Raw genomic sequence first — 21,887 nt, 5'->3', positions numbered from 1 at the left:
CAGCCGTTCACTCGTTCGTTTGTTCCAGGCGCCCGACCAGCTCGCGGATCGCGGCGTGGAAGTCGTCGTCCGGTGTGAACCGGTGGCCCTGCACCGGTGGGGGCACGGTGTCGGTCGGTGGGATGAGCAGTCCCTTCGGATCCCGTACCCGACGGTCGACCCGGGCGGCCGGGTCGTCGGATCCCTGAACGAACGGGACGAACACCGGTCCGCCCACCGCGTCGGTGTACCGCCACAGGTTGATCCACCGCCAGGCCAACCGGCTGCCGACCTCGCGCACCATCTCGTCGCTGACGTACGCCGGGAAGATCCGCCGGTACCGGTTGCCGAGCGGAGAGCCGTAGGTGAGCAGGACCACCCGCCGGCGGCAGTGGTCGGGGAGTTGGAGGACCGTCACGGCCGCGAGCACGCTGCCGTGACTCTGCCCGGACAGCACCACCCCGTTCCCGTCGGCGGTGAGCTGGCCGATCCGGCGGGTCAGCTCCGGTACCGCCCGCTCGACGTAGCAGGGCGGGGCGAGCGGATGCGCGGCACGCGGCCAGAAGGTGGCCAGCTCCCAGAGCACCCCGACCAGCCGGATCGCGCCGGACCGGTAGGCGACAAGTCCCATCACCGCGAGGACCGTGGCGAACAGCCCGATCAGCAGGGCGCCCAGATCGGTCACGAAGATCACCGGACGGGCCAGCGACTCGCCGCCGAGTCGCCGAGCGAGCGCACCCGGGCCGGGACCGATCACCGAGAGCCCGGCCGCCGCCAACGTGAGCAGTGCCAACACCACGTACGCGGTGGCCAGCAGCGGCCCGAGCCGATCCGTCAGCCGGGCTCGCACGATCGCGTCGCGGACGGCCCGGACCCGTTCCGGGGTCGCCCGGGAGGCCTCCGGATAGTCCCGCCGGACTAGTTCCTCGGCTTCCCGGCGGCGGCGATTCCGGCGAATCCGGGGTACGAGCAGGGCCGTCACGACCACCAAGAGCACGGCCACCGTGAAGCCGAGGGTGACCCAGCGGTAGGCGATCGGCGGCGACAGCGGCGGCGCCCCGGGCGGCAGCGGCCGGGCGGGCGTCGGGCTGGAACCACGGTCCAGATACTCGGCCAGGCCGTAGGTCAGCCCGGAGGAGTAGGCGACGCCCAGCCCGATCGCGACGGTTGTCAGCACCGGCGCGCCCAGGCCGGCCAGCAGGAAGAAGGGGCGAGGCAGGGCGCGGCGCTGCACCAACACCACAAGGCCGAGCATCGCGAGCAGCGCCACCTGCCCGGCGAACAACCCGGCGACCGCCATCCCGTACCCCGGCAACATCCCCTCGGCCGTCCACGGCGGCCGCGGCGCCGACGCGTACCCCAGGGTCAGTGCGGTGAGCGCGATGGCCGCCCAGCGGATCGTCCGCGAGCTGCGCTGGTCGGTTTCTCCGCGCCGCTCGATCGCCGGCCGGCAGAGCAGCACCACCGCGCCGGCGAGCAGCGCCACGTCCGCGCCCAGCAGCAGCCAGCCGGGCAGTGTGGCGTCGTGCGGTGCCAACGCCAGCAGCAGTGTGATGTCGAGCGTGCCCAACGCCACCGCGACGTGGACCGAGCGCAGTCGGCGCAGCAGCGAGCGGGTGTCCCAGAAGGCGGGCGCGTCGAGCCGGTCCGCACCCACCCCGGGCGGGTGGTCGCTGTCCTCGGGGAGTTGCCAGGTCCGGGCACCGAGCCGCCAGATCAGGACGATCGCGATGATCGGCGGTACGGCCAGCAGCGCGAGCCGCTGCCCGGGCGGCACGCCACCCAGCCAGGAGAGCTCCCGCCGCCCCTCCAGACACCTCGGGTAGGCCGCGCACTGCCAGGCGATCAGATCGAGGGACACCCCGACGGTGGAGAGCACGTACATCGCGGTCATCGTCGCGGCCAGCAGTCGGCACAGCGCCCGCGCGGCACGGCCGCCGCGACCGGTGACCGGCAGCATCCAGACCGCGATGTTGCTGAGCATGAACGGCAGGAGCAGGACCAGGGAGAACGTCCGGGTCGCCGTACCGCCGGTCAACCGACTCCAGCGGTACGCCTCAAGCGTCACCCCGTCGCGGTCGGCGGGGGCACCGTAGCCGGGCCGCGGCCGGTAGAAGGCGGCGTTGTCGTCTCCGGCGACCCGCGCGACGATCGGCCGGTCGAGGATCGCCTCGGGCCCCTTGTCGGCGACCCCGTGCACCCGGATCTCGGTGATCCTCACCCGCCGCCCTCCCCTGGCCGGCTTCTCCTGGCCGAAGGCCCGCGGTTACCCGCTGCCGTCACGAGCAACCCCGCGGCCCTTGGCGCTTCTGCTGCGGAACTCGACTGCGGCATGAGCCGCTGTCGGGCATTCGCGCTACTGCTCGCGGACCGGACTCAGGCATGAGCCGCTGTCGGGCATTCGCGCTACTGCTCGCGGACCGGACTCAGGCATGATGGCGGGCATGACGGAGACCCCGCATCCCCTGTACGACAGGCACGCCGACACCCTCAACCGTGCGCTGACCGCGATCACGGAGCGGGGGTACTGGTCCGCCTACCCCGAATCCCCCAGCCCCCGGGTGTACGGCGAGACCGCCGCCGCCGACGGCAAGGCCGCCTTCGAGGCGTACCTCGGTGGTGACTTTCCGCTCGACCAGCCCGGCGCGGGCGCCCGGGTCGCCACCGAGACGAGCCCGTTCGGGGTGGAGTTGGCGGTGCGGTACCCGCACGCCGGCCCCGGTGAACTGGTCAACGCCGCCTCCGCCGCGCTGCCGGCCTGGCGCGACGCCGGCCCGCAGGCCCGGGTGGGCGTCTGCCTGGAGATCCTCGACCGGCTGCACAAGCACATCTTCGAGCTGGCAAACGCGGTGCAGTTCACCAGCGGGCAGGCGTTCGTGATGGCCTTCCAGGCCGGCGGCGCACACGCGCTGGACCGGGCGCTGGAAGCGCTGGCGTACGCGTACGCCGAGATGACCCGGCACCCGGGCACGGCGGGCTGGGAGAAGGCCGCCGGCAAGGGTGACCCGCTGCGGATGACCAAGACGTTCCACGTGGTGCCGCGTGGGGTGGCGCTGGTGATCGGCTGCAACACCTTCCCGACCTGGAACTCGTACCCCGGGCTGTTCGCCTCGCTGGTCACCGGCAACCCGGTGATCGTCAAGCCGCACCCGCGCGCGGTGCTGCCGCTGGCCATCACCGTGAAGTACGCCCGGGAGGTGCTCGCCGAGGCCGGGTTCGACCCGAACCTGATCATGCTGGCGGCCGAGGCGCCCGGTGAGAAGCTCGCCAGCGACCTGGCCCTGCACCGCTCCGTCAAGATCGTCGACTTCACCGGCTCCACCGAGTACGGCGACTGGCTGGAGACGCACGCCCGGCAGGCATCGGTCTACACCGAGAAGGCCGGCCTCAACACCGTCGTCATCGACTCCACCGACGACTTCACCGGCATGTGCCGCAACCTCGGCTTTACGCTGACCCTCTACAGCGGTCAGATGTGCACCACCTCGCAGAACATCCTCATCCCGGCCGGGGGCATCGAGACCGACCAGGGGCACAAGAGCTTCGACGAGGTGGCCGGCGGGATCGCCGCCGCGGTCGGCAAGCTCACCGCCGACCCGGCCCGAGGCGTGGAACTGACCGGCGCCATCGTCAACGACGGGGTGCTGGAGCGACTGGCCGAAGTGACCAAGGTCGGCGAGCCGGTGCTGGAGTCGCGCGCCGTAACCCACCCGTCGTACGCCGACGCCGTGGTGCGCACCCCGACGATCGTGAAGCTGACCGCGGACGACGCGGAGACGTACGGCCGGGAATGGTTCGGGCCGATCTCGTTCGCCATCGCCACCGACTCCACCGCGCACAGCCTGGAACTGCTGCGCCGGACGGTCGGCGAGAAGGGCGCGCTCACCGCCGGGGTCTACTCGACCGACGAGGCGGTGCTGGACGCGACCGAGGCGGTAGCGGTCGAGGTCGGGGTGCACCTGTCCTGCAACCTCACCGGCGGCGTCTTCGTCAACCAGTCGGCGGCGTTCTCCGACTTCCACGGCAGTGGGGCCAACGCGGCGGCCAACTCGGCGCTGACGGACGGGGCGTACGTGGCCAACCGATTCCGGATCGTGCAGTCTCGGCGGCACGCCTGAGTTTCGGTAGCTACTCTCGGTGATCAAGAGGTTTGCGTCAGCGCCAACTCCGTTTCTGACGCAAACCTCTTGATCACCGGACCTGGGTCAGGCTGGGCGGCGCATTTGTAGTTCGGTGAGGGCTGGGATGGTGGGGTGGGGGACCCGTACCCCGGTGTCCTTGAAGCCCAGGCGCTGGTAGGCGCGGTAGGCGCGGTCATTGCCGACCACCACTTCCAGCAGCAGCTCCGGTCGGCCACAGGCTCGCGACCAGGCGGCCACCCCGTCGATCAGCTCGCCGAGCAGTCCGCTGCCGCGCCAGGTCGGCGTGACGTACACGGCGTAGATCACGGTCAGCCCGGGTTCGTTCGGGGCGGTCGTGCCACCGGCGTGCCCGACCAGCCGGCCGCCCGGGTCGGCGATGAACTGGGCGTTGCTGAGACCGGCCGAGGTGTACGCCACCCGGGCGGCGAACTCGTTGTGCGGTCGGGCCGCCGCGTCCGCCAGGGTCTCCAGGAAGGCCAACGGCGCGTCGGCCAGCATCTCCAGGCGCAGCGCCCGCATCCGGGCGGCGTCCTCCGGCCGGACCCGGCGGATCTCCGCGAGCCGCGGGGCCGGCGAGCCCATGTCGGTGGTCATGTCCGCATGCCTACCACAGCGGATGGACGCCGTTTCCGTGAGCTGTGCCCGGTTGCCGTCACCGTGAGGGCGGGCGGCAGCCCCTTTGGTCCACTCGTAATGACGCACGCGAATCTTGGTGGATCGGGAACCCGGCCGATCATTGCGTTTGGGAAGCCCCGAAGTGTGTCCGATTTGTGGCCGTGCGCGGCCGTCACTGCTCGTGTAACGTGCGATTTCGGTCACCTGGCTCAATGGCGGTCATCGATTGCTGAGTCGGTGGTCGGGGCGCCCGGCCGCGCCGTGCGCCGGGTCAGGCAAGACCGCGCAAAGTGAGGGAAGTGCACCGTGGCACAGGGCACCGTGAAGTGGTTCAACGCCGAAAAGGGCTACGGCTTCATCGCCGTCGACGGCGGTCAGGACGTGTTCGTCCACTTCTCCGCGATCGAGATGGACGGTTACAAGGCGCTGGACGACGGTCAGCGGGTCGAGTTCGAGGTCGCCCAGGGCCAGAAGGGTCCGCAGGCAGAGCACGTACGCGTCATCGGCTGAGCTTCCTGGCCGATCGGCCCGTGATTCGGGGCTGCGGCAGGGGCGCGTAGCCGGGAAGATCGTGAACCGTTCCAGCCGATGCCGAGGAGCGTTCATGACCGACCAGCCACCCCCGCCCACTCCGTCCCCCGGGTCGGGGGAGCCGGACCCGTCCGACCCGTCCTCACCCGCCGGCGACCCTGGCAGCGCCGGTCCGCCGCCTGGCTGGGGGCCGGGCGCCCATCCGGCTGGTCCGCCCGCCGGCGAGGCTGGCCCGCCGCCTGGTTGGGGGCCGGGCATGCCTCCGGCTGGTCCGCCCGCCGGTCAGGCCGGTCCGCCGCCCGGCTGGGATCCCGCGCAGGGCGCCTGGGGTGCGGCTCCGCCGCCGCAGGGCTGGGCGTTCCCGCCCACCGGGGGTTACCCGCCCGGGTCGGGCCCCTATGGCGGGCAGTCGTGGTACCCGGGGCCGCCGGTTGGCTGGTACCCGCCGGGTTACGGGTTCGACCCGAACGATGCCCTGGTCACCCCGCCCGGCGCAGGCATCGGCGGCTGGTTCGGCCGGTGCGGGGGAGCGCTGCGTCGGGGCTGGCGACAGTTGGTGCCGATCATGCTGCTCACCCAGGTGTTGCCGGCGGCGGTGCTCTCGGTGATCGCCCTCGGGGTGGACCCGTCGGCGAAGTGGGCCGCCCAGGCCGAGTCGAATCCGAGCCCCGTGCTGCCGGACAACTTCGCCGCCGAGCTGGGGAGCCTCCTTCTCGTGCTGGTCGGCGGCAGTCTGTTGGTGGGCGTGGTGCAGGCCGTCGGGTGGGCCTCGGGCAGCTGGGTGATCACCCGGCAGGCCGCCGGCCAGCCGGCCGGCCTGGAGTCGGCGCTGCGTTACGGCCTTCGTCGGGCGCTCGGGCTGTGGGGCTGGACCCTGTTGATCAGCCTGCTCATCGGCGTCGGTGTCTGTTTCTGCGTGCTGCCGGGCATCTATCTGGCGTTCGCGCTGAGCATGGCCGGCCCGGTCTACCTCTTCGAACGCCACAACCCGATCGGTCGCTCGTTCCGGATGTTCCACGACCGGCTGGGCCTGCTGCTCGGTCGGGTGGCCCTGGTGGCGCTGGCGGTGATCGTCGTCAGTGTGGTCTCCAGCTCGCTGGAGGGGGTGGGCACCTCGGCGTTCGGTACGGATCCGTTCGCGTCGCCGGGTACCGCGGCCGGGGCGGTGGTGGTGATCGGGATCACCGCCGTGTTGGCCCTGCCGGCCCACCTCGCCCAGTTGGTCGGTCTGTTGGTGACATACGCCGAGCAGCGCGCCCATGAGGCGCCGGTGAACGCTCCCGGACTGGCCGCGGAACTCGGCTGAGCGGCCCCATCGTGCTTGCACTCGGCAGGGGAGAGTGCTAAACAAGTCATTGGCACTCGCATACCGTGAGTGCCAACGGTCGGGACGGTGGGGCCAGGTTGCACCGGTGTGGAGACACCGGGGCAGCACATGGCCGGTCGTCGCGGGCTATCCGGCCCGGCCGAAGGACGTCGTCGTCGCCAGGTGGCGACGTCCCTAGGTGCGCACACCAGGCGGCCCATCCGGGGCACACATCTCGGGTGGCCCGTGAGTGTCCAGGAGGACAACGCCGTATGGCCAAGATGATCGCTTTCGACGAAGAGGCTCGCCGCGGCCTCGAGCGGGGCATGAACCAGCTCGCCGACGCCGTAAAGGTGACCCTCGGCCCCAAGGGCCGCAACGTCGTGCTCGAGAAGAAGTGGGGTGCCCCCACCATCACCAACGATGGTGTGAGCATCGCCAAGGAGATCGAGCTCGAGGACCCGTACGAGAAGATCGGCGCTGAGCTGGTCAAGGAGGTCGCCAAGAAGACCGACGACGTTGCCGGTGACGGCACGACGACGGCGACCGTCCTGGCCCAGGCCCTGGTTCGCGAGGGCCTGCGCAACGTGGCCGCTGGCGCCAACCCGATGGCCCTGAAGCGGGGCATCGAGGCTGCGGTCGCGAGCGTCTCGGAGGAGCTGTCCAAGCTCGCCAAGGACGTCGAGACCAAGGAGCAGATCGCCTCCACCGCCTCCATCTCCGCTGGCGACAGCACCGTCGGCGAGATCATCGCCGAGGCGATGGACAAGGTCGGCAAGGAAGGCGTCATCACCGTCGAGGAGAGCAACACCTTCGGGCTGGAGCTGGAGCTCACCGAGGGTATGCGCTTCGACAAGGGCTACATCTCGGCCTACTTCATGACCGACCCGGAGCGTATGGAGGCCGTCTTCGACGACCCGTACATCCTGATCGCCAACAGCAAGATCTCGTCGGTGAAGGACCTGCTCCCGATCCTGGAGAAGGTCATGCAGTCGGGCAAGCCGCTGCTGATCATCGCCGAGGACCTGGAGGGCGAGGCCCTCGCCACCCTGGTGGTCAACAAGGTCCGTGGCACCTTCAAGTCGGTCGCCGTCAAGGCGCCGGGCTTCGGTGACCGCCGCAAGGCCATGCTGACCGACATCGCCATCCTCGCCGGTGGTCAGGTCATCAGCGAGGAGGTCGGCCTCAAGCTCGACGCCGCCAGCCTCGACATGCTGGGCCGCGCCCGCAAGGTCGTGGTGACCAAGGACGAGACCACCATCGTCGACGGTGCCGGTGACGCCGAGCAGATCCAGGGCCGGGTCAACCAGATCCGGGCCGAGATCGACAAGAGCGACTCAGACTACGACCGGGAGAAGCTGCAGGAGCGGCTGGCCAAGCTGGCCGGCGGCGTTGCGGTGATCAAGGTCGGCGCGGCCACCGAGGTCGAGCTCAAGGAGCGCAAGCACCGCATCGAGGACGCCGTTCGCAACGCGAAGGCCGCCGTCGAGGAGGGCATCGTCCCGGGTGGTGGCGTCGCGCTGGTGCAGGCCGGCAAGACCGCCTTCGACAAGCTCGACCTGGTCGGCGACGAGGCGACCGGTGCGAACATCGTCAAGGTCGCGCTGGACGCCCCGCTGCGGCAGATCGCCGTCAACGCCGGCCTTGAGGGCGGCGTCGTGGTGGAGAAGGTCCGTAACCTCGAAGCGGGTCACGGTCTGAACGCCGCCAACGGCGAGTACGTCGACCTGCTGGCCGCGGGCATCATCGACCCGGCCAAGGTGACGCGCTCGGCGCTGCAGAACGCCGCTTCCATCGCGGCGCTCTTCCTCACCACCGAGGCCGTTGTCGCGGACAAGCCGGAGAAGACCCCGGCTGCCCCGGCTGGCCCGGGTGGCGGGGACATGGACTTCTGAGTCCAGTTCCGACACCGAACGGGGCGGGCCGCTGACGCGGTCCGCCCCGTTCGTCGTCAGGTCGGTAGTGGGCGCTGGTTGCGCCGTTTCTGTGCCCGGTTGTACGGCGGAAGCAGTTGGATCGGCGCGTCCACCATCTCCTGCGGCTCCTCGGCCACCGACGGCTCACCGTTGGTGGTCATCTCGGCCAGTTGCTCCGCGTCGCCGTAGTCCAGCCGGTCGAACGGCAGTTGGCCGGGGAGTTCACCCACCGGTTTCCAGGTGATCGGCGGGCCGTCCTCGGTCTGGTTGTCATCCGTGGTCATGGCTGCCTCCTCTACCGAAACGGTAGGGGGCGTCGATGGCCGATGCGGGCGAATGGATCTATGTCCTGTTTGCCCCGGTTACGCCATCGGTAGGGTTCGCCGGTACAAAAAGAACACCCGCTCGATCCGCGCACCCGCGCTGCCCGAGTAGAACGGCACCGGTCCCACCCAGCCGATCTGTGCCCGGTCCAGCCCCGCCGCCCGCTGGTCGCGCAGGCAGCGCCGCAACAGCACCCCGCCGATGCCCGACCCCTCCGCGGCCGGTGCGGTGCCCATCGGCCCGAACCAACTCGGCCGGGACGACCCGTACGCGGCGAAGCCCAGCACCTCGCCGTCTCGCTCCGCCAGGTGGCAACCGGCGTCGGCGCGCCCCACCGACCCGGCCAGCTCGCCATCCCACGCGCCCCCGAAGGTGGACCGGGCGAACGCCGTCAGCGCCGGCAGGTCCGCCGGCTCCGCCCGGCGTACGGTTACGCCCTGGTCGGCCAGCCGGCGCTCGGCCGCCTCGGTGGACCGCAGTGCCGGCGACCCGTCGTACGACAGGTCCGCGGTCATGTTCCAGCCGGTCCGGTCCTGCTGGTAGCCGAGCGCGAGGGCGGCGCAGACCGCCGGCGTGTAGCGGACGTCGATGCCCGGCCACGCGTAGTAGGGCGGGTTTCCGGCCAGCAGCACCTCGGTCGCCCCACGTTCGGCGAGCACTCGCTCGGCCCGCTGGAGCAGCGCCCGGCCGACGCCCCGACGCCGCTGATCCGGGAGGACCGCGACCAGGTCCACGTGCCCGATTCCCGGCTCGGTCGACGACACCGAGCAGATCAGCACCCCGATCAGGTCCGCACCCCGGTACGCGCCCAGCCCGACCACGGGCCGGTCGGCGGTGGCCCGGGGCCAGAGCACGTCCACGATGGCGGCCGCCTCGGCGGCGTCCTCGGGCAGGTCGAGGGCCTGCTGGCAGAGCTGTACGACGCTGGGGACCAGGTCGGCGGTCAGCTCGGTGACGGTGATCTCGGCGTCCATGGTCGCCGACCCTAGATCACCAGCTCAAGGGCCGCACACCCGGCTCAACGCCTCAGGAAGGAAACCTTCCTACTGCTGGGCGGCGCGAACGGCGGCGTAGGCGTCGACCTGGCCGGCGCCGGTGACGTTCGACGGAGCGCCGCAGGCGTCGGAGGGGCTGTCGGAGCGGTAGGTGGGCGTCGCCGCCGTCGCGGTTTCCCGGAGGATCTGCCGGGTGCGGGTCACGTCGCCGACCAGCGCCGGGTTCGCCGACCACATCAGCGCGACCACCCCGGCCACCTGCGGGGTCGCCATCGACGTGCCGTCCAGCGCGGCGTACGTGCCGCCCGGCATGGCCGACACCACGCCCACCCCCGGTGCCAGTACGTCCGGCTTACCCGAGCCGCCCGGCACCGGCCCGCGCGAGGAGAACTCGGCGACCCGTCGCTGGGCGTCCACCGCGCCCACGGTCAGCACGTCCGCGTACGGGGCTGGCGGATCGTCGATCGACGCGCACCACGGGCCGGTGTTGCCGGCCGCGGCGACCACGAAGATCCCGGCGGCGTCCAGGGCGGCGGTGGCCGGTCGCAGGACGCGCTGGTCACAACCCTCGATGGGCGGGCAGCCCCACGAGTTGGTCAGTACCTGCGGGGCGCGCTCCGGGCGGCCGTCGGTGAACGGGTCGCCGCCGGCCGGGAAGGGCGCCAACATGAACTGGAGACAGTCCAGGTAGTGCCCGGGGCTGCCGAGGTTGCGATCCAGGTTGACGCAGCCCACCCACTGCGCGTCCGGTGCCACCCCGATGCCGTCCCGCCCGACCGCGCTGCCCACCGTGTGGGTGCCGTGCCCGCCCTGGTCGGTCGGGCTCCGGGTGTCGTCCCACGGGTCGTACCAGGAGTCGTCCCCACCACGGAACCCGGCTCGTAGCGCCGGATGGGTGCCGTCCACCCCCGAGTCGGAGCTGCCGACCACGATGCCCGTGCCGGTGACCCGGAGTTGGGACCACACCCGGTCGGCGCCGATCTGGCGGATGTTCCACTCCGGGCCGGTGGGCTTGGGCGCGCTGCCCCGGCTCTGCCCGGCCGGGGCCGGCAGCGGGCGCAGGCGCTGGCTGACCAGCACCCGGGCCACCTCCGGTCGGCGGGCGAGCCAGGCCCGCACCGCCGGGCCGCCGTCCACCTCGACCGCGTTGACCAGGTAGTACGACACCGGGTCGAGGCGCAGCCGGTTCAACCCCCGCAGCAGGTCATCCTGACTCTGCTCGGCGGTCGTCACCAGCCGCCGGTAGACCTCCGCCGCGCGGGCGTCCCGCCCGGCCTGACCCGGCGCGCCGGCCGGGAGATCACTGAGGTCGGCCTGCGCGCGCAGCACCACGAACAGCCGCTCGCCGTACAGGCCCGGCTGACCGGGGCCGAGGTCGACCACGCCGAACGCCACCAGCAGCACCACGGCCGCCGCCGCGGCGACCCGCCTGTTCGGGGTACGTGCCGTCGGCCGGGCGAGCAGCACCGCGTACCCGATGGCGACCAGGACCGCGACGACGAGCCCGACACCGGCGGCGGCCGCCACCCAGAACGGAACGTCCCGGGTGCCGACCAGTAGCAGGGTGATCTCTTCCGGGTCGGTGAAGGCCAGCGGGCCGAGCGCGGCCAGGCCCACGAGCCAGCCGGTCGCCGTTCGGCCGGCACGCGCGGCCTCGGCCGGGTCGGCGGTGGGCCGCCAGGCCGCCGCCCAGAGCGAGGCCAGCGCGAAACCCACCGGCGGCAGGGTCAGCAGCGCGGGCAACTGCGCGCCGGACTGGCCGGTCCCGGCCGCGAGCAGCAGCAGTGCCACCCCGGCGACCAGGCCGCCGACCAGCACCAGCCGCGCCGGCCGGGGCGGTCGCCCTACCGCGAACGGTGACCAGAAGGGGGCGTCCAGCAGAGTCGCGGCCAGCACCCCGAGCGCGGCGGCCGCCAGCAGCGCGAGCGCGGTCTCCAGGAGGCCGCCGAGCGCACCCAGCCAGGCCCACGGCAGCAGCAGCGCCAACCCGGCGGCGACCGCGAGCAGCGGCACCGGGCCGAGCCGGCGCGGGCGTCGCTGGGGTTCGACCGGCTTCGGGCTCCCGGCAGCCTCGGGCCGTGTGGTGTCGCCGTCTCCGGCGGGTGCCGGGCCGCCGACCGAGCCAACCAGCCCGGGGTACGCCCACCGGCGCGCCGACCAGCGCACGGCGAGCGCGCTGAGCAACGCGGCGCCGGCCAGCGCGGCGAGGTACGCCTCGTGGTGCACCGGCGGGACGACCCGCAGCAGTGTGAGCACGCCGAGCGCGAGTGCCCCGATCAGCCAGGCCCGCCCAGTGGCCCGGACCGCGGTCGACCGGGGCAGCAGGGCCAGCAATAGGGCGGGCGTGCCGGCCAGCACGGCGCCGGCCAGGCCCAGCACCGGCCAGAGCCAGCCGAGCCGGTCGCGTCCGAAGCCCAGCAGCACCTGGTCGGTGAGCCAACCACCGGTCTGGGTGCCCACGGTGACCGCTACCGTCCAGCAGCCGACCAGCACGGCCGCGACCACCGGCCACGGGCTGGCCCTGCCTGCCGGCGGCGTTGGGGGAGGCGGCATGTGACCCGCGGGTGGCGGAGGCCCGACCTGCATGACTCGCACAGTACGGGGCGGGCGGCGAATGTCGACCCGGTGGCACGGCGGTTACGGTGGACGGGTGCGCGACCCCAATGTCTCCCGATCCGTCGCCGGTCAACTCTCACCGGTCCGCCGTGTGTCCGACCTGCGTCGACTGCGTGCCGAGCGCTTCGACGTGCTGGTCATCGGGGGCGGGGTGACCGGTGCCGGTGCCGCCCTGGACGCGGCGTCCCGGGGCCTGAAGGTGGCGCTGGTCGAGGCGCGTGACCTTGCCGCGGGCACCTCCAGTCGGTCCAGCAAACTCATCCACGGCGGCCTGCGCTACCTGGAGCAGTTGGAGTTCCACCTGGTCCACGAGGCGCTCACCGAGCGCGGCCTGCTCGCCACCCGGCTCGCGCCGCACCTGGTACGCCCGGTGCCGATCATGGTGCCGCTGCCGGCCGGGCGGGGCCTGCGGGACCTGCCGGCCCGGATCTTCCGCCGCTCGTACTACGGCGCCGGGGTGGCCGCGTACGACGTCTTCGCCGGGGTCTTCGGCGGTGGCCGGGGCATGCCCCTGCACCGGCACCTGACCCGGGAGGGTGCTCGGCGGATCTTCCCGAGTCTGCGGGCCGACGCGCTGGCCGGGGCGATCCGCTACTACGACGGTCAGGTCGACGACGCCCGGCTGGTGGTCACCCTGGCCCGCACCGCGGCCAGCCTCGGCGCCACGGTGGTGAGCAGTGCCCGCGCCGTCGGGCTGATCCGGCAGGCGCGCGAGGTGACCGGCGTCCGCGTCCGGGACCTGGAGGCCCCGCCGGGCTCGCCGGACGCGGAGTTCGAGGTGCAGGCCCGTACCGTCATCGCCGCCACCGGCGTGTGGAGCGACGACATGTCCCGGATGCTGAACGACGTGGGGCTGCGGCCCGGCGTCCGGGTGCGCGCCTCCAAGGGGGTGCACCTGGTGGTGCCCCGCTCGGCGATCACCGGCGAGACGGGCCTCATCCTGCGTACGGCGAGTTCGGTGCTCTTCGTCATTCCGTGGGGCGGACACTGGATCATCGGCACCACGGACACCGACTGGCGGCTGGACCGCTCCCACCCGGCCGCCTCGGCCCGCGACATCGACTACCTCCTCCAGCAGGTCAACACCGTGCTGGACCGGCCGCTGACCACCGCCGACATCGAGGGGGTGTACGCCGGGCTGCGGCCGCTGCTGGCCGGCGAGGCCGACTCGACCTCGAAGCTCTCCCGGGAGCACGCGGTCTTCGAGCCGATGCTCGGGCTGCTGCTGGTCGCCGGCGGCAAGTACACGACGTACCGGGTGATGGCGTCCGACGTGGTCGACCGGGCCGCTCGCCGGCTCGGTGGCGCCCGCTCGTCGCGCACCGCCGACCTGCCGCTGCTCGGCGCCGACGGCTACCCGGCGATGTGGCGGGACCGGGCCGACCTGGCTCGCCGGCACGGCGTGCCGGTGGGCGTGGTGGAGCACCTGCTGGAGCGGTACGGCACCCTCACCCTGGACCTGCTGGCGCTTGTCGACGCCGATCCTCTGCTCGCGTCCCCGCTGGCCGGTGCACCGGAGTACCTGGCGGCGGAGGTCGCCTACGCGGCGCGGGCCGAGGGCGCGCTGCACCTGGAGGACGTGCTGACCCGGCGGACCCGGATCTCGTTCGAGACCAGCCACCGGGGGCTGGAGTCGGCGGAGCACACCGCCGAGTTGATGGGCGCGGTGCTCGGTTGGGACGCGGCCACCCGGGCACGGGAGGTCGAGCACTACCGCGCCCGGGTGGAGGCGGAGCGGCAGTCCCAGTTGATGCCGGACGACGCGGCGGCGGACGCGGCCCGGCTCGGCGCCCCGGACGTCCGGGGTTACGCGGCCGACCGGGGTGGCGACGATCAGGCGGAGCTGCGCTCGTCCGCTCGGTGACGAATTGCGACGTTACCGATGGGTAACCATCGATACCGGCCCGGATGGTGGTTTCGAACGCTACCTACGGTGGGGTAGGTTTCCGCGCGTGCTACCCCGCGCGCGCCCTCGTCTGCTCGTATCCCTCGTCGCCGTCGCGCTCGTCGGTGCCCTGACCGGGTGCTCGCTCTTCGACCGGGACAAGCCGGACGGGCCGGTGGCGCAACCGACCGCAGGCACCGCGGGTGGCGGATCGCAACTGGAGATCCCCACCACGGTCGCCGCCGGTCAGGTCAGCCTGCTCCAGCGGCTCGGCGAGGACGGGCCGATGCGCACCCTGAGCGTCGAGCGGAACGGCGCGTGGCAGTGCATCGACTGCGCCGGCGACGGCGTGACCTCCCGGGGCACCCTCGCCCCGGAATTGACCGAACGGCTCCAGGTGCTGCTCGCCAACCCGAGGCTTGCCGACGAGACCGACCAGGCCCGGCGGTACCGGACCACCTGCATCGACGCGCTGACGTCGAGCCTCATCACCTCGACCGGCCTGATCACCTCGCAGGACTGCCCGGGTGAGGAGCTCACGCCGGTCGCCGGGGAGATCCTGCTGCTGCTCACCCAGGCGACCCCGGCCGAGGTCAAGGGCTGACCGCAGCCGGTCAAAGCACCTTGCCCGGGTTGAGCAGGCCGGCCGGGTCGAGCGCCGACTTGATCGCCTGATGCACCCGGACCCCGACCGGCCCGATCTCCCGGGCCAGCCAGTCCCGCTTGAGCAGCCCCACCCCGTGCTCGCCGGTGCACGTGCCGCCCAGGTCCAGGCCGAGCCGCATGATCTGGTCGAACGCCCGCCGGCCCCGCTCCACGCTCGCCGGGTCGGCCCGGTCGACCACGATGTTCGGGTGCATGTTGCCGTCCCCGGCGTGCCCCACCACGCCGATCGGCACCTCGCACTCGGCCGCGATCCGGGCCACCCCGTCCAGGAGCGCGGCGAGGGCGCCGCGCGGCACCGCCACATCGTCGATCACCAGACCGCCGTTGCCGCCGGGATAGGCGTCCGCCGCGAACTTCTCCATGGCCGGGTGGGCCAGCCGGCGAGCCTGGAGCAGCGCCGCCGCCTCCACCGCGTCGGTGGCCGCGTAGACCTCGTCGGCGCCGACGGCCTCGCACACCTCGGCCAGCATGGCCAGGTCGTCCGCCGCCCGGGTGCCGGTGTCGGCGGCGGCCAGCAACAGGGCCTGCGCGTCGGTCCGCAACCCCATCGGCTGGTACGCCTCGATCGCCCGCAGGTGGGTCTGGTCCAGCAGTTCCAACAGGCTCGGGGTGAGCCCACGGGCCGCGATCTCGGCCACCGCCGCGCCGGCCGCCGCGGTCGATCCGAAGACCGCCACCAGGGTCAGCGACTCGGCCGGGGCGGGCCGCAGCGCCACGGTCACCTCGGTGATCACGCCGAGAGTGCCCTCCGAACCGACGAACAGTCGGGTCAGGTCGTAGCCGGCCACCCCCTTGGCCGTACGCCGCCCGGTGCGCAGCACCTCGCCGGATGCGAGCACCACCTCCAGGCCGAGCACGTACTCGGTGGTCACGCCGTACTTCACGCAGCACATGCCGCCGGCGTTGGTGGCCACGTTGCCGCCGATGGTGGACGACTCCCACGAGCCGGGGTCCGGCGGGTACCAGAGGCCCTGTTTGGCCACCGCCCCGGCCAGCGCCGCGTTGACCACCCCCGGCTGGACCACCGCGATGCGGCTCACCGGGTCGATCTCCCGGATCTCGGTCATCGCGACGGTGCTGAGCACCACCGCGCCGTCCACCGCGTTCGCCGCGCCGGCCAGCCCGGTCCGCGCGCCCTGCGGCACCACCGGTACGCCGTGCCGCGCCGCGGCCCGGACCACGGCGACCACCTGCTCGGTGGTGCGCGGACGGGTCACCACCAGCGGGATGCCCGCGGCGCACAGGTCGGCCTCGTCCCGCTGGTGCATACGCAGCAGGTCCGGGTCGGTGAGCACGGCGTCGTCACCGAGCGCGGCGCGCAGGTCGTCGAGGAGCGCGGTGGGGGCCATGCAGCCGAGGCTAGGTCGCCGACCGGCGATCATCAACATGATCGACTGGGCGGGATAACTTGGACACCATGCTCTACCTGGACCGGCCGGCCTGGCCGTGGCGCGGTCGGCTCTGGTCGCACCTGATCAGTGATGTCTCGTACGCCGAGCTGCACGCCTTCGCCGAGGCACTCGGCGCGCCCCGGCGCGGCTTCGACCGGGACCACTACGACATTCCGGCCGACCGGTTCGCGGCGGCGGTGTGGCTCGGTGCCCAGGTGGTGCCGAGCCGGGAGCTGGTCCGGTTGCTCCGCGCCGCCGGTCTGCGGCGGCCGAAGCACCTGGTCAGCCCGCGTTCTCCGGCTCCCCGGTGAGGGTGGCCAGCTCGCGGCGCACGTTGTCCCGGGCGGGCTCCTCCCAACGGCTCGCCAGCGGTGGCAGTCGGAACAGCGCCGGCAGCGCCAGCAGACCGGTCAACACGGCGGCCCGCCCGGCCCGGAAGGCCGGCTCCGGCACGTGGGCGTACTCCCGGCGGATCGCCGCCGCGTACCGCTCGTAGCGGGCCGGCGGCGCGGCCAGCACGGCCAGGTCCGCGTCGCAGAGCAGCGCGCCGTCCCGGTCACCCGGCGTCACCGTGTGCCCGGCGGTGAGCAGCACCAACCGACGCACCTCGGCCACCGTGGGCGTCGGCACCCCGAGCCCGGCGAGCACGCTCTCGGCCAGTGCGGCGCTGTCCCGTTCGTTGGCGTCGCCAGCGGCCCGGGGGTCGTAGACCGCGTCGTGGAACCAGGCCGCCAGCCGGACCACGTCGGCCCGAGCGGCCAGGTCGGCGTGCTGGTCCACCACATCGAGCACCGCCGTCAGGTGGGCCAGCGTGTGATAGTGCCGGTGCGGCTCCCGCCACCGGTCGAGCAGCTTCTCACCGGCCCGGGTGGTATCCGGATCAGACTTCGCGCCGACGGCCCGGGCCGCCGCCCGCCACCGGTCCAGCAGTTCACCCACCGCCCGAGTCTGCCGCATCCGTCCGCGACGCGCCGGAAGGGAGGATTCAGCGGGCCCACCACGGGTAGTCGCGCCCATGGCCGTGGCCCGGGACAAGCGAGCTCCGATGGTGCGACGTACCGCGCTGCGCGACGGGCTGGTGGACATCGACGGCGCGCGGATCGCCGAGGCCACCGAACAGCTGCGCCATCGTGGCCGGGCCACCCTGCACGACCGGCTGCACCGGGTACGGATGGCCGGCGGACTCGCCGTGCAGGCCGGGTTGGCCGCCGGGCTCGCGTACCTGATCTCGCACAAGGTGCTCGGCAACCCGCAACCGGTCTTCGCGCCGATCTCCGCGGTCGGCACCCTGGCCGCGTCGGTCGGCCAGCGGTTCCGCCGGACCATCGAGTTGATCGTCGGGGTGGGGGTCGGGGTGTTCGTCGGCGACCTCCTGATCTACCTGCTCGGCACCGGGGCGTGGCAGCTCGGCCTGGTGGTCACGGTGGCGATCCTGCTCACCATCTTCGCCGGGGCGAGCGTGGCCATCGTCATCCAGGCGGCGGCGACGGCGGTGCTGATCGTGACGCTGAGCCCGTCGACCCAGAACCTGGAGATCCCCCGCTTCGTCGACGCGTTCCTCGGCGGTGGGATCGCGCTGCTGGTCACGGCCGTGCTGCTGCCGCTGAACCCACTCCGAGTGATCAACCGGGCGGCCCGACCCGCCCTGGACCTGCTCGCCGACCAACTCGACGCCACCGCCGACGGGCTACGCAACCGGGACCGCGCCGCCATCCAGCGCGCACTGGAGAGGCTGCGCAACAACAAGGATGAACTGGCCACGTTGGGCGAGGCGATCGAGGGAGCCAAGGAAACCGCGACCCTCTCCCCGGCCCGCTGGCACCGCCGCGACGAACTCACCCACTACGCGGAGGCGGCCGAACCGATCGACCGGGCGATGCGCAACAGCGGCACGCTGATCCGCCGGTCCGTCACGCTGGTCGAGGACGAGGAACCGGTGCCCGATCCGATGCCGGACGCGATCGGCCACCTCGCCGAGTCGGTCCGGCTGCTCAAGCACGAGTTCGCCGCCGGCGAGGAGCCACAGAAGGCCCGGGAACGGTCGCTGCGGGCGGTCAGCGAGGCCGGCCGGGCGTACGGCGCTGGGGTCGGCTTCTCCGGCAGCGTGGTGGTCGCCCAGATCCGCACCACCGCGAGCGACCTGCTGGTGGCCTCCGGGATCGAGCAGGAGGAGGCAAACCGGTGGATCCGCACCGCCTTCGGGGAGCAGGAGCGCCCGGTCGGTGAACCCGCCGAGGCCGGCGAGGCGCCCAAGCCACCCACCGCCCCGCCGGTCGGCTGAGCGCCGGCCGGGGTCAGCCCAGCTCGGCCAGCGCCGTGAGCAGCCGGTCCACCTCGGCTGCCGTACTGCCCAGCCCGATGCTGGCGCGGAGCGCGGTGGGCGGCAGGTCCCGCCGGCCGGTACGCCCCGCCGCCTCGCTGAGCAGACGCCGGGCCAGCGGGTGGGCGCAGAACAACCCGTCCCGTACGCCGATGTGGTGCTCGGCGGCCAGCCGGGCGGCCACCTCGGTGGAGTCCCAACCGGCGACCACGAACGAGATGATGCCGACGCGGGGCGCGTTCGGGCCGAAGGTGCGCAGCTCGACGACGTGCGGCAGGGAGGCGAGCCCGGTCCGCAGCCGGGCCAGCAGGGTCTGCTCGTGGGCGGCCAGCGCGGCCTGGTCCGCGTCGTCGAGCGCCGCGCACACCGCCGCCAGGGCAACCGCGCCGAGCAGGTTCGGGGTGCCGCCCTCGTGTCGGGCCGGGCCGGTCGCCCAGGTCACGTCGTGGGTGGCCGGCCCGACGTGGCTGGTGGCCCCACCACCGGCCAGGTACGGCGGGGCGGCGTCCAGCCAGTCCGCCCGGCCGATCAGCACGCCCGCGCCGAACGGCGCGTACAGCTTGTGGCCGGACACGGCCAGGTAGTCCACGTCGAGCGTGAGCAGGTCGATCGGGGCGTGCGGGGCGAGTTGCGCGGCGTCGAGCACGATCCGGGCACCGTGCCGGTGGGCCACCCGCGCCAGTTCGGCGACCGGCCACCGCTCACCTGTCACGTTGCTCGCACCGGTCACCGCGACCAGCACCGGCAGGGCCGGGCTGCTGCCCCGGCGCAGCTCGGTGAGGGCGGCGGCGAGGTCGCGTACCGCCCCGTCGGGGTCGGCGGGCACCGGCAGCCGTACCGACCCGCGCGGCCAGGGCAGCAGGTTGGCGTGGTGCTCGCCGGCGAACGTGACCACCGTGGTGCCGGCCGGCACGGCCCGCGCCAGCAGGTTGAGCGCGTCCGTCGTGTTGCGGGTGAAGATCACATGATCGTCGGCGCGAGCGCCGAAGAAGTCACCGATCGTCTGCCGCGCCTGCTCGTACGCGAGGGTGCAGCGGCGCGACAGCGCTCCCGCTCCGCGATGCACGCTGGCGTACCAGGGCAGCAGCTCGGCCACGGCGTCGGCGGCGGCCCGCGCGCACGGCGCACTGGCCGCGTAGTCCAGGTTGATCTCGCCGGGCACGCCGAGGACGTCGAGCGGCGCGGGCGGCGCCGACGGCACGGTGGGCAGGCTGGGCAGCGAGGGAACGAGAGTGACGGACACGCCGGAACCTCCGGGGTCAGGGACCCCGGGTGCGACATCGGGACGGGGTCCGCGCTTGCCCAGCACACCGATCGGGCTGGGCCCGGTCATCACCCGGGGCACCCCACCGCGAACTCGACGAGGGTTGCCGGCCAGCAAGCCGGGGCTTGACGCTGGCGCTCGTGACCTGTCGGCAGCATAGCGGCTACCGATGCGACCGAACCAGCCGGCGGGGGATGGCTACGCTGACCGCATGGCCGACACCCCGCCCGGTTCACCGCTGCCGCCGTCGCCCGCCGCCCCGCCCGCGCCCGCCGCCCCACCTGTGGGCGAGACGCCCCGGATGCCGCTGCGCCGACTGGGCTGGCGGCGGTTCCTGGTGCTGGCCGGGGTGGTGCTGTTCATCGCGGCGTGCGCGGTGTTCATGGTCTTCACCCTCGGCCAGTCGCTCGGTGCGCAGGCTCTGCTGATCGGGGTGGTCGCCGCCATCCTGCCGGTGCCGGTGCTGGTCGCCTGCTTCCTCTGGCTGGACCGGTACGAACCCGAGCCGCTGAAGTACCTGATCTTCTGCTTCGCCTGGGGAGCGTTCGTCTCCACCGCCGCCTCGCTCACCGTGAACGACTTCGCCGCCAACCGTTTCGCCGACTGGGGCCTGCCGTCCGCGCTCACCGGGGTGCTGGTGGCGCCGTTCATCGAGGAGCTGACCAAGGCGCTGGGCCCGATCCTGCTGCTGGTGTTCCGCCGCCGCGAGTGGTCCGGGATCACCGACGGCCTGGTCTACTGCGGGCTCGCCGCGGTCGGCTTCGCCATGGTGGAGAACATCCTCTACCTGGGCGGGTTGGGCTACGCGTCCGGCGCCGACCGCTACGGCCCGGCCACCGGCATCCAGCAGGTCATCGCGATCTTCATCCTGCGGATCCTGCTGTTCGGGTTCGCCCATCCCCTTTTCACCTCGATGACCGGTGTGGGGCTGGGCATCGCCTCCCGGACGGCCGACCGGCGCATCCGGGTGCTCGCCCCGATCGGCGGCCTGCTGCTGGCGATGATGCTGCACGGCACGTGGAACCTGCTGCCCACGCTGACCCAGGCCACCGGCGAGGCCATGATCATGCTGTACGGCTTCCTGGGCCTCATGGTGCCGGTCTTCTTCGGCACCGTGGGGCTGGCGCTGTGGCTGCGCGCCTGGGAGGGGCGGCTCACCGAGCGGGCCCTGCCGGACTACGTACGCGCCGGCTGGCTCAGCCCGCCCGAGGTGGCCGCCCTGAGCAGTCTCGGCCGGCGGCACGCCGCCCGCAGTTGGGCGCGGCGGGTGGCCGGCGACGCCGGGGTGCGGGCGATGAGGGGCTACCAGTCCGCCGCCACCCGGCTGGCCCTACTGCGCGACGGGACGCTGCGCGGCCTGGACCGCAAGCCCGCCGACCAGGAGCGGACCGCGCGCGAGGAGCGGGAGTTGCTGGACGCGATCACCGCGTACCGGTCGTTCTTCGTCGGTCGGGACCCGCAGGCCCCGGCGGGCGTCTGGGACGGCAGCCGCTACCACCTGCGCTTCCCGGACGGCACCGAGCGCCCGGTGGACGCGCCGGACGAGCCGGTGGTGCCGATCCCGGTGGTGCTGACTCCCGCCCCGGCTCCGGTGGGGTACGCCCCGCCCGGCTGGCCCGGCCTGCGCCCGGCGTCGCCCTGGCCGCCGACGCACCACTGACGGCTGCCGCCTGCCGGCCGGTGGTCGCCGGCCGGCGGCACAGGTCAGCAGAGCGGTTCAGGCCAGCAGCGAGGTGAGGAAATCACCGAGGCCCTGGAACATCGCGATGAGCGCCGCCCCGATCCCTCGGAACATCTGCGCGGCGCCGTCCGGCCGAAAGGCCATGAAGTAGATCAGGAACGCGACACTGCCCCAGGTCAACAGCTTCTTCACGAATACCGGCATCGTCCCTCCCCAGGGCCACGGTCGCCGGATGGCTTCCCGTCGTGCGGCTGGG

Annotated in this window: 18 protein-coding genes and 1 riboswitch; of the genes, 9 read left to right on the top strand and 9 right to left on the bottom strand. The window is 73.0% G+C overall.

Annotated features, from left to right (window positions below; all coding sequences use genetic code 11):
• Positions 1-7 precede the first annotated feature (7 nt).
• Complete coding sequence (locus ACIBD9_RS01140) at positions 8-2,200, bottom strand: hypothetical protein (protein WP_396713402.1); 2,193 nt, start codon at positions 2,198-2,200, stop codon at positions 8-10.
• 223 nt (positions 2,201-2,423) lie between these two features.
• On the opposite strand from ACIBD9_RS01140, the gene paaN reads away from it, so the two are divergent.
• A complete protein-coding gene (gene paaN, locus ACIBD9_RS01135; RefSeq protein WP_396713400.1) occupies positions 2,424-4,097 on the top strand; it encodes a phenylacetic acid degradation protein PaaN in 1,674 nt (557 codons plus the stop codon).
• Between the two features lie 87 nt (positions 4,098-4,184).
• Here the strand turns inward: paaN and ACIBD9_RS01130 are convergent, their stop codons facing one another.
• The gene (locus ACIBD9_RS01130; RefSeq protein ID WP_396713398.1) at positions 4,185-4,715 is read right to left on the bottom strand and encodes a GNAT family N-acetyltransferase; all 531 of its coding nucleotides are present in this window, start codon (positions 4,713-4,715) and stop codon (positions 4,185-4,187) included.
• A 327-nt stretch (positions 4,716-5,042) separates the two neighbouring features.
• On the opposite strand from ACIBD9_RS01130, the gene ACIBD9_RS01125 reads away from it, so the two are divergent.
• From ACIBD9_RS01125 to groL, 3 genes are all read left to right on the top strand, one after another.
• Positions 5,043-5,246: a cold-shock protein gene (locus tag ACIBD9_RS01125; protein ID WP_196920002.1), complete on the top strand. Its 204-nt coding sequence runs from the start codon at positions 5,043-5,045 to the stop codon at positions 5,244-5,246.
• Positions 5,247-5,523: 277 nt separating this feature from the next.
• Positions 5,524-6,573, top strand: coding sequence for a hypothetical protein (locus ACIBD9_RS01120; protein ID WP_396713395.1), 1,050 nt, complete (start codon positions 5,524-5,526; stop codon positions 6,571-6,573).
• Positions 6,574-6,845: 272 nt separating this feature from the next.
• A complete protein-coding gene (gene groL / locus ACIBD9_RS01115) occupies positions 6,846-8,468 on the top strand; it encodes a chaperonin GroEL (RefSeq protein WP_030490078.1) in 1,623 nt (540 codons plus the stop codon).
• 56 nt (positions 8,469-8,524) lie between these two features.
• Here the strand turns inward: groL and ACIBD9_RS01110 are convergent, their stop codons facing one another.
• The 3 genes from ACIBD9_RS01110 to ACIBD9_RS01100 all read right to left on the bottom strand — a co-directional run bounded on the left by ACIBD9_RS01110 (position 8,525) and on the right by ACIBD9_RS01100 (position 12,394).
• Positions 8,525-8,773, bottom strand: coding sequence for a hypothetical protein (locus ACIBD9_RS01110; protein WP_387176989.1), 249 nt, complete (start codon positions 8,771-8,773; stop codon positions 8,525-8,527).
• Positions 8,774-8,851: 78 nt separating this feature from the next.
• Positions 8,852-9,787 (bottom strand): GNAT family N-acetyltransferase, encoded by a 936-nt coding sequence (locus tag ACIBD9_RS01105; protein ID WP_396713393.1) that lies wholly within the window; start codon positions 9,785-9,787, stop codon positions 8,852-8,854.
• Between the two features lie 69 nt (positions 9,788-9,856).
• Positions 9,857-12,394: a S8 family serine peptidase gene (locus ACIBD9_RS01100; RefSeq protein WP_396713391.1), complete on the bottom strand. Its 2,538-nt coding sequence runs from the start codon at positions 12,392-12,394 to the stop codon at positions 9,857-9,859.
• A 28-nt stretch (positions 12,395-12,422) separates the two neighbouring features.
• On the opposite strand from ACIBD9_RS01100, the gene ACIBD9_RS01095 reads away from it, so the two are divergent.
• Entirely contained in the window at positions 12,423-14,288 is a 1,866-nt protein-coding gene (locus ACIBD9_RS01095) for a glycerol-3-phosphate dehydrogenase/oxidase (protein ID WP_396713815.1), read from the top strand.
• Positions 14,289-14,376: 88 nt separating this feature from the next.
• The gene (locus tag ACIBD9_RS01090; RefSeq protein WP_396713389.1) at positions 14,377-14,913 is read left to right on the top strand and encodes a hypothetical protein; all 537 of its coding nucleotides are present in this window, start codon (positions 14,377-14,379) and stop codon (positions 14,911-14,913) included.
• A 10-nt stretch (positions 14,914-14,923) separates the two neighbouring features.
• Here ACIBD9_RS01090 and ACIBD9_RS01085 read toward each other — a convergent pair whose 3' ends face one another.
• A complete protein-coding gene (locus ACIBD9_RS01085; RefSeq protein WP_396713387.1) occupies positions 14,924-16,324 on the bottom strand; it encodes an FAD-binding oxidoreductase in 1,401 nt (466 codons plus the stop codon).
• Between the two features lie 68 nt (positions 16,325-16,392).
• Between ACIBD9_RS01085 and ACIBD9_RS01080 the strand changes: the two genes are divergently transcribed.
• Positions 16,393-16,677, top strand: a complete 285-nt coding sequence (locus ACIBD9_RS01080; protein ID WP_366629570.1) for a DUF4031 domain-containing protein — start codon at positions 16,393-16,395, stop codon at positions 16,675-16,677.
• On the opposite strand, the gene ACIBD9_RS01075 is transcribed toward ACIBD9_RS01080, so the two are convergent.
• Complete coding sequence (locus tag ACIBD9_RS01075; RefSeq protein WP_396713385.1) at positions 16,649-17,305, bottom strand: metal-dependent phosphohydrolase; 657 nt, start codon at positions 17,303-17,305, stop codon at positions 16,649-16,651. The two genes, ACIBD9_RS01080 and ACIBD9_RS01075, sit on opposite strands and share 29 nt — an antisense overlap.
• Before the next feature lie 106 nt (positions 17,306-17,411).
• Here ACIBD9_RS01075 and ACIBD9_RS01070 point away from each other — a divergent pair, with 106 nt between their 5' ends.
• On the top strand, positions 17,412-18,647 hold the full coding sequence (locus tag ACIBD9_RS01070) for an aromatic acid exporter family protein (protein ID WP_396713383.1): 1,236 nt from the start codon (positions 17,412-17,414) through the stop codon (positions 18,645-18,647).
• Positions 18,648-18,660: 13 nt separating this feature from the next.
• On the opposite strand, the gene ACIBD9_RS01065 is transcribed toward ACIBD9_RS01070, so the two are convergent.
• Positions 18,661-19,905 (bottom strand): aminotransferase class V-fold PLP-dependent enzyme, encoded by a 1,245-nt coding sequence (locus tag ACIBD9_RS01065; RefSeq protein ID WP_396713813.1) that lies wholly within the window; start codon positions 19,903-19,905, stop codon positions 18,661-18,663.
• A 70-nt stretch (positions 19,906-19,975) separates the two neighbouring features.
• Positions 19,976-20,096, bottom strand: a riboswitch (SAM riboswitch).
• Between the two features lie 23 nt (positions 20,097-20,119).
• On the opposite strand from ACIBD9_RS01065, the gene ACIBD9_RS01060 reads away from it, so the two are divergent.
• The gene (locus ACIBD9_RS01060; protein ID WP_396713381.1) at positions 20,120-21,610 is read left to right on the top strand and encodes a PrsW family intramembrane metalloprotease; all 1,491 of its coding nucleotides are present in this window, start codon (positions 20,120-20,122) and stop codon (positions 21,608-21,610) included.
• Positions 21,611-21,667: 57 nt separating this feature from the next.
• On the opposite strand, the gene ACIBD9_RS01055 is transcribed toward ACIBD9_RS01060, so the two are convergent.
• Positions 21,668-21,835, bottom strand: a complete 168-nt coding sequence (locus ACIBD9_RS01055; RefSeq protein WP_167362445.1) for a hypothetical protein — start codon at positions 21,833-21,835, stop codon at positions 21,668-21,670.
• Between the last annotated feature and the right edge of the window lie 52 nt (positions 21,836-21,887).

Origin of the sequence: Micromonospora sp. NPDC050784 (genome assembly GCF_044456765.1) — a bacterium.
GTDB lineage: Bacteria > Actinomycetota > Actinomycetes > Mycobacteriales > Micromonosporaceae > Micromonospora > Micromonospora foliorum.
Note: the sequence above shows the minus strand (reverse complement) of the source record. Positions and strands in the feature narration are given on the sequence as shown.

Coding starts and splice junctions, on each gene's coding strand:
- paaN (WP_396713400.1), top strand. CDS start 2,424: ATGACGGAGACCCCGCATCCCCTGTACGACAGGCACGCCGACACCCTC.
- ACIBD9_RS01130 (WP_396713398.1), bottom strand. CDS start 4,715: ATGACCACCGACATGGGCTCGCCGGCCCCGCGGCTCGCGGAGATCCGC.
- ACIBD9_RS01120 (WP_396713395.1), top strand. CDS start 5,524: ATGCCTCCGGCTGGTCCGCCCGCCGGTCAGGCCGGTCCGCCGCCCGGC.
- groL (WP_030490078.1), top strand. CDS start 6,846: ATGGCCAAGATGATCGCTTTCGACGAAGAGGCTCGCCGCGGCCTCGAG.
- ACIBD9_RS01110 (WP_387176989.1), bottom strand. CDS start 8,773: ATGACCACGGATGACAACCAGACCGAGGACGGCCCGCCGATCACCTGG.
- ACIBD9_RS01105 (WP_396713393.1), bottom strand. CDS start 9,787: ATGGACGCCGAGATCACCGTCACCGAGCTGACCGCCGACCTGGTCCCC.
- ACIBD9_RS01100 (WP_396713391.1), bottom strand. CDS start 12,394: ATGCAGGTCGGGCCTCCGCCACCCGCGGGTCACATGCCGCCTCCCCCA.
- ACIBD9_RS01095 (WP_396713815.1), top strand. CDS start 12,423: ATGTCGACCCGGTGGCACGGCGGTTACGGTGGACGGGTGCGCGACCCC.
- ACIBD9_RS01085 (WP_396713387.1), bottom strand. CDS start 16,324: ATGGCCCCCACCGCGCTCCTCGACGACCTGCGCGCCGCGCTCGGTGAC.
- ACIBD9_RS01080 (WP_366629570.1), top strand. CDS start 16,393: ATGCTCTACCTGGACCGGCCGGCCTGGCCGTGGCGCGGTCGGCTCTGG.
- ACIBD9_RS01070 (WP_396713383.1), top strand. CDS start 17,412: ATGGTGCGACGTACCGCGCTGCGCGACGGGCTGGTGGACATCGACGGC.
- ACIBD9_RS01060 (WP_396713381.1), top strand. CDS start 20,120: ATGCGACCGAACCAGCCGGCGGGGGATGGCTACGCTGACCGCATGGCC.
- ACIBD9_RS01055 (WP_167362445.1), bottom strand. CDS start 21,835: ATGCCGGTATTCGTGAAGAAGCTGTTGACCTGGGGCAGTGTCGCGTTC.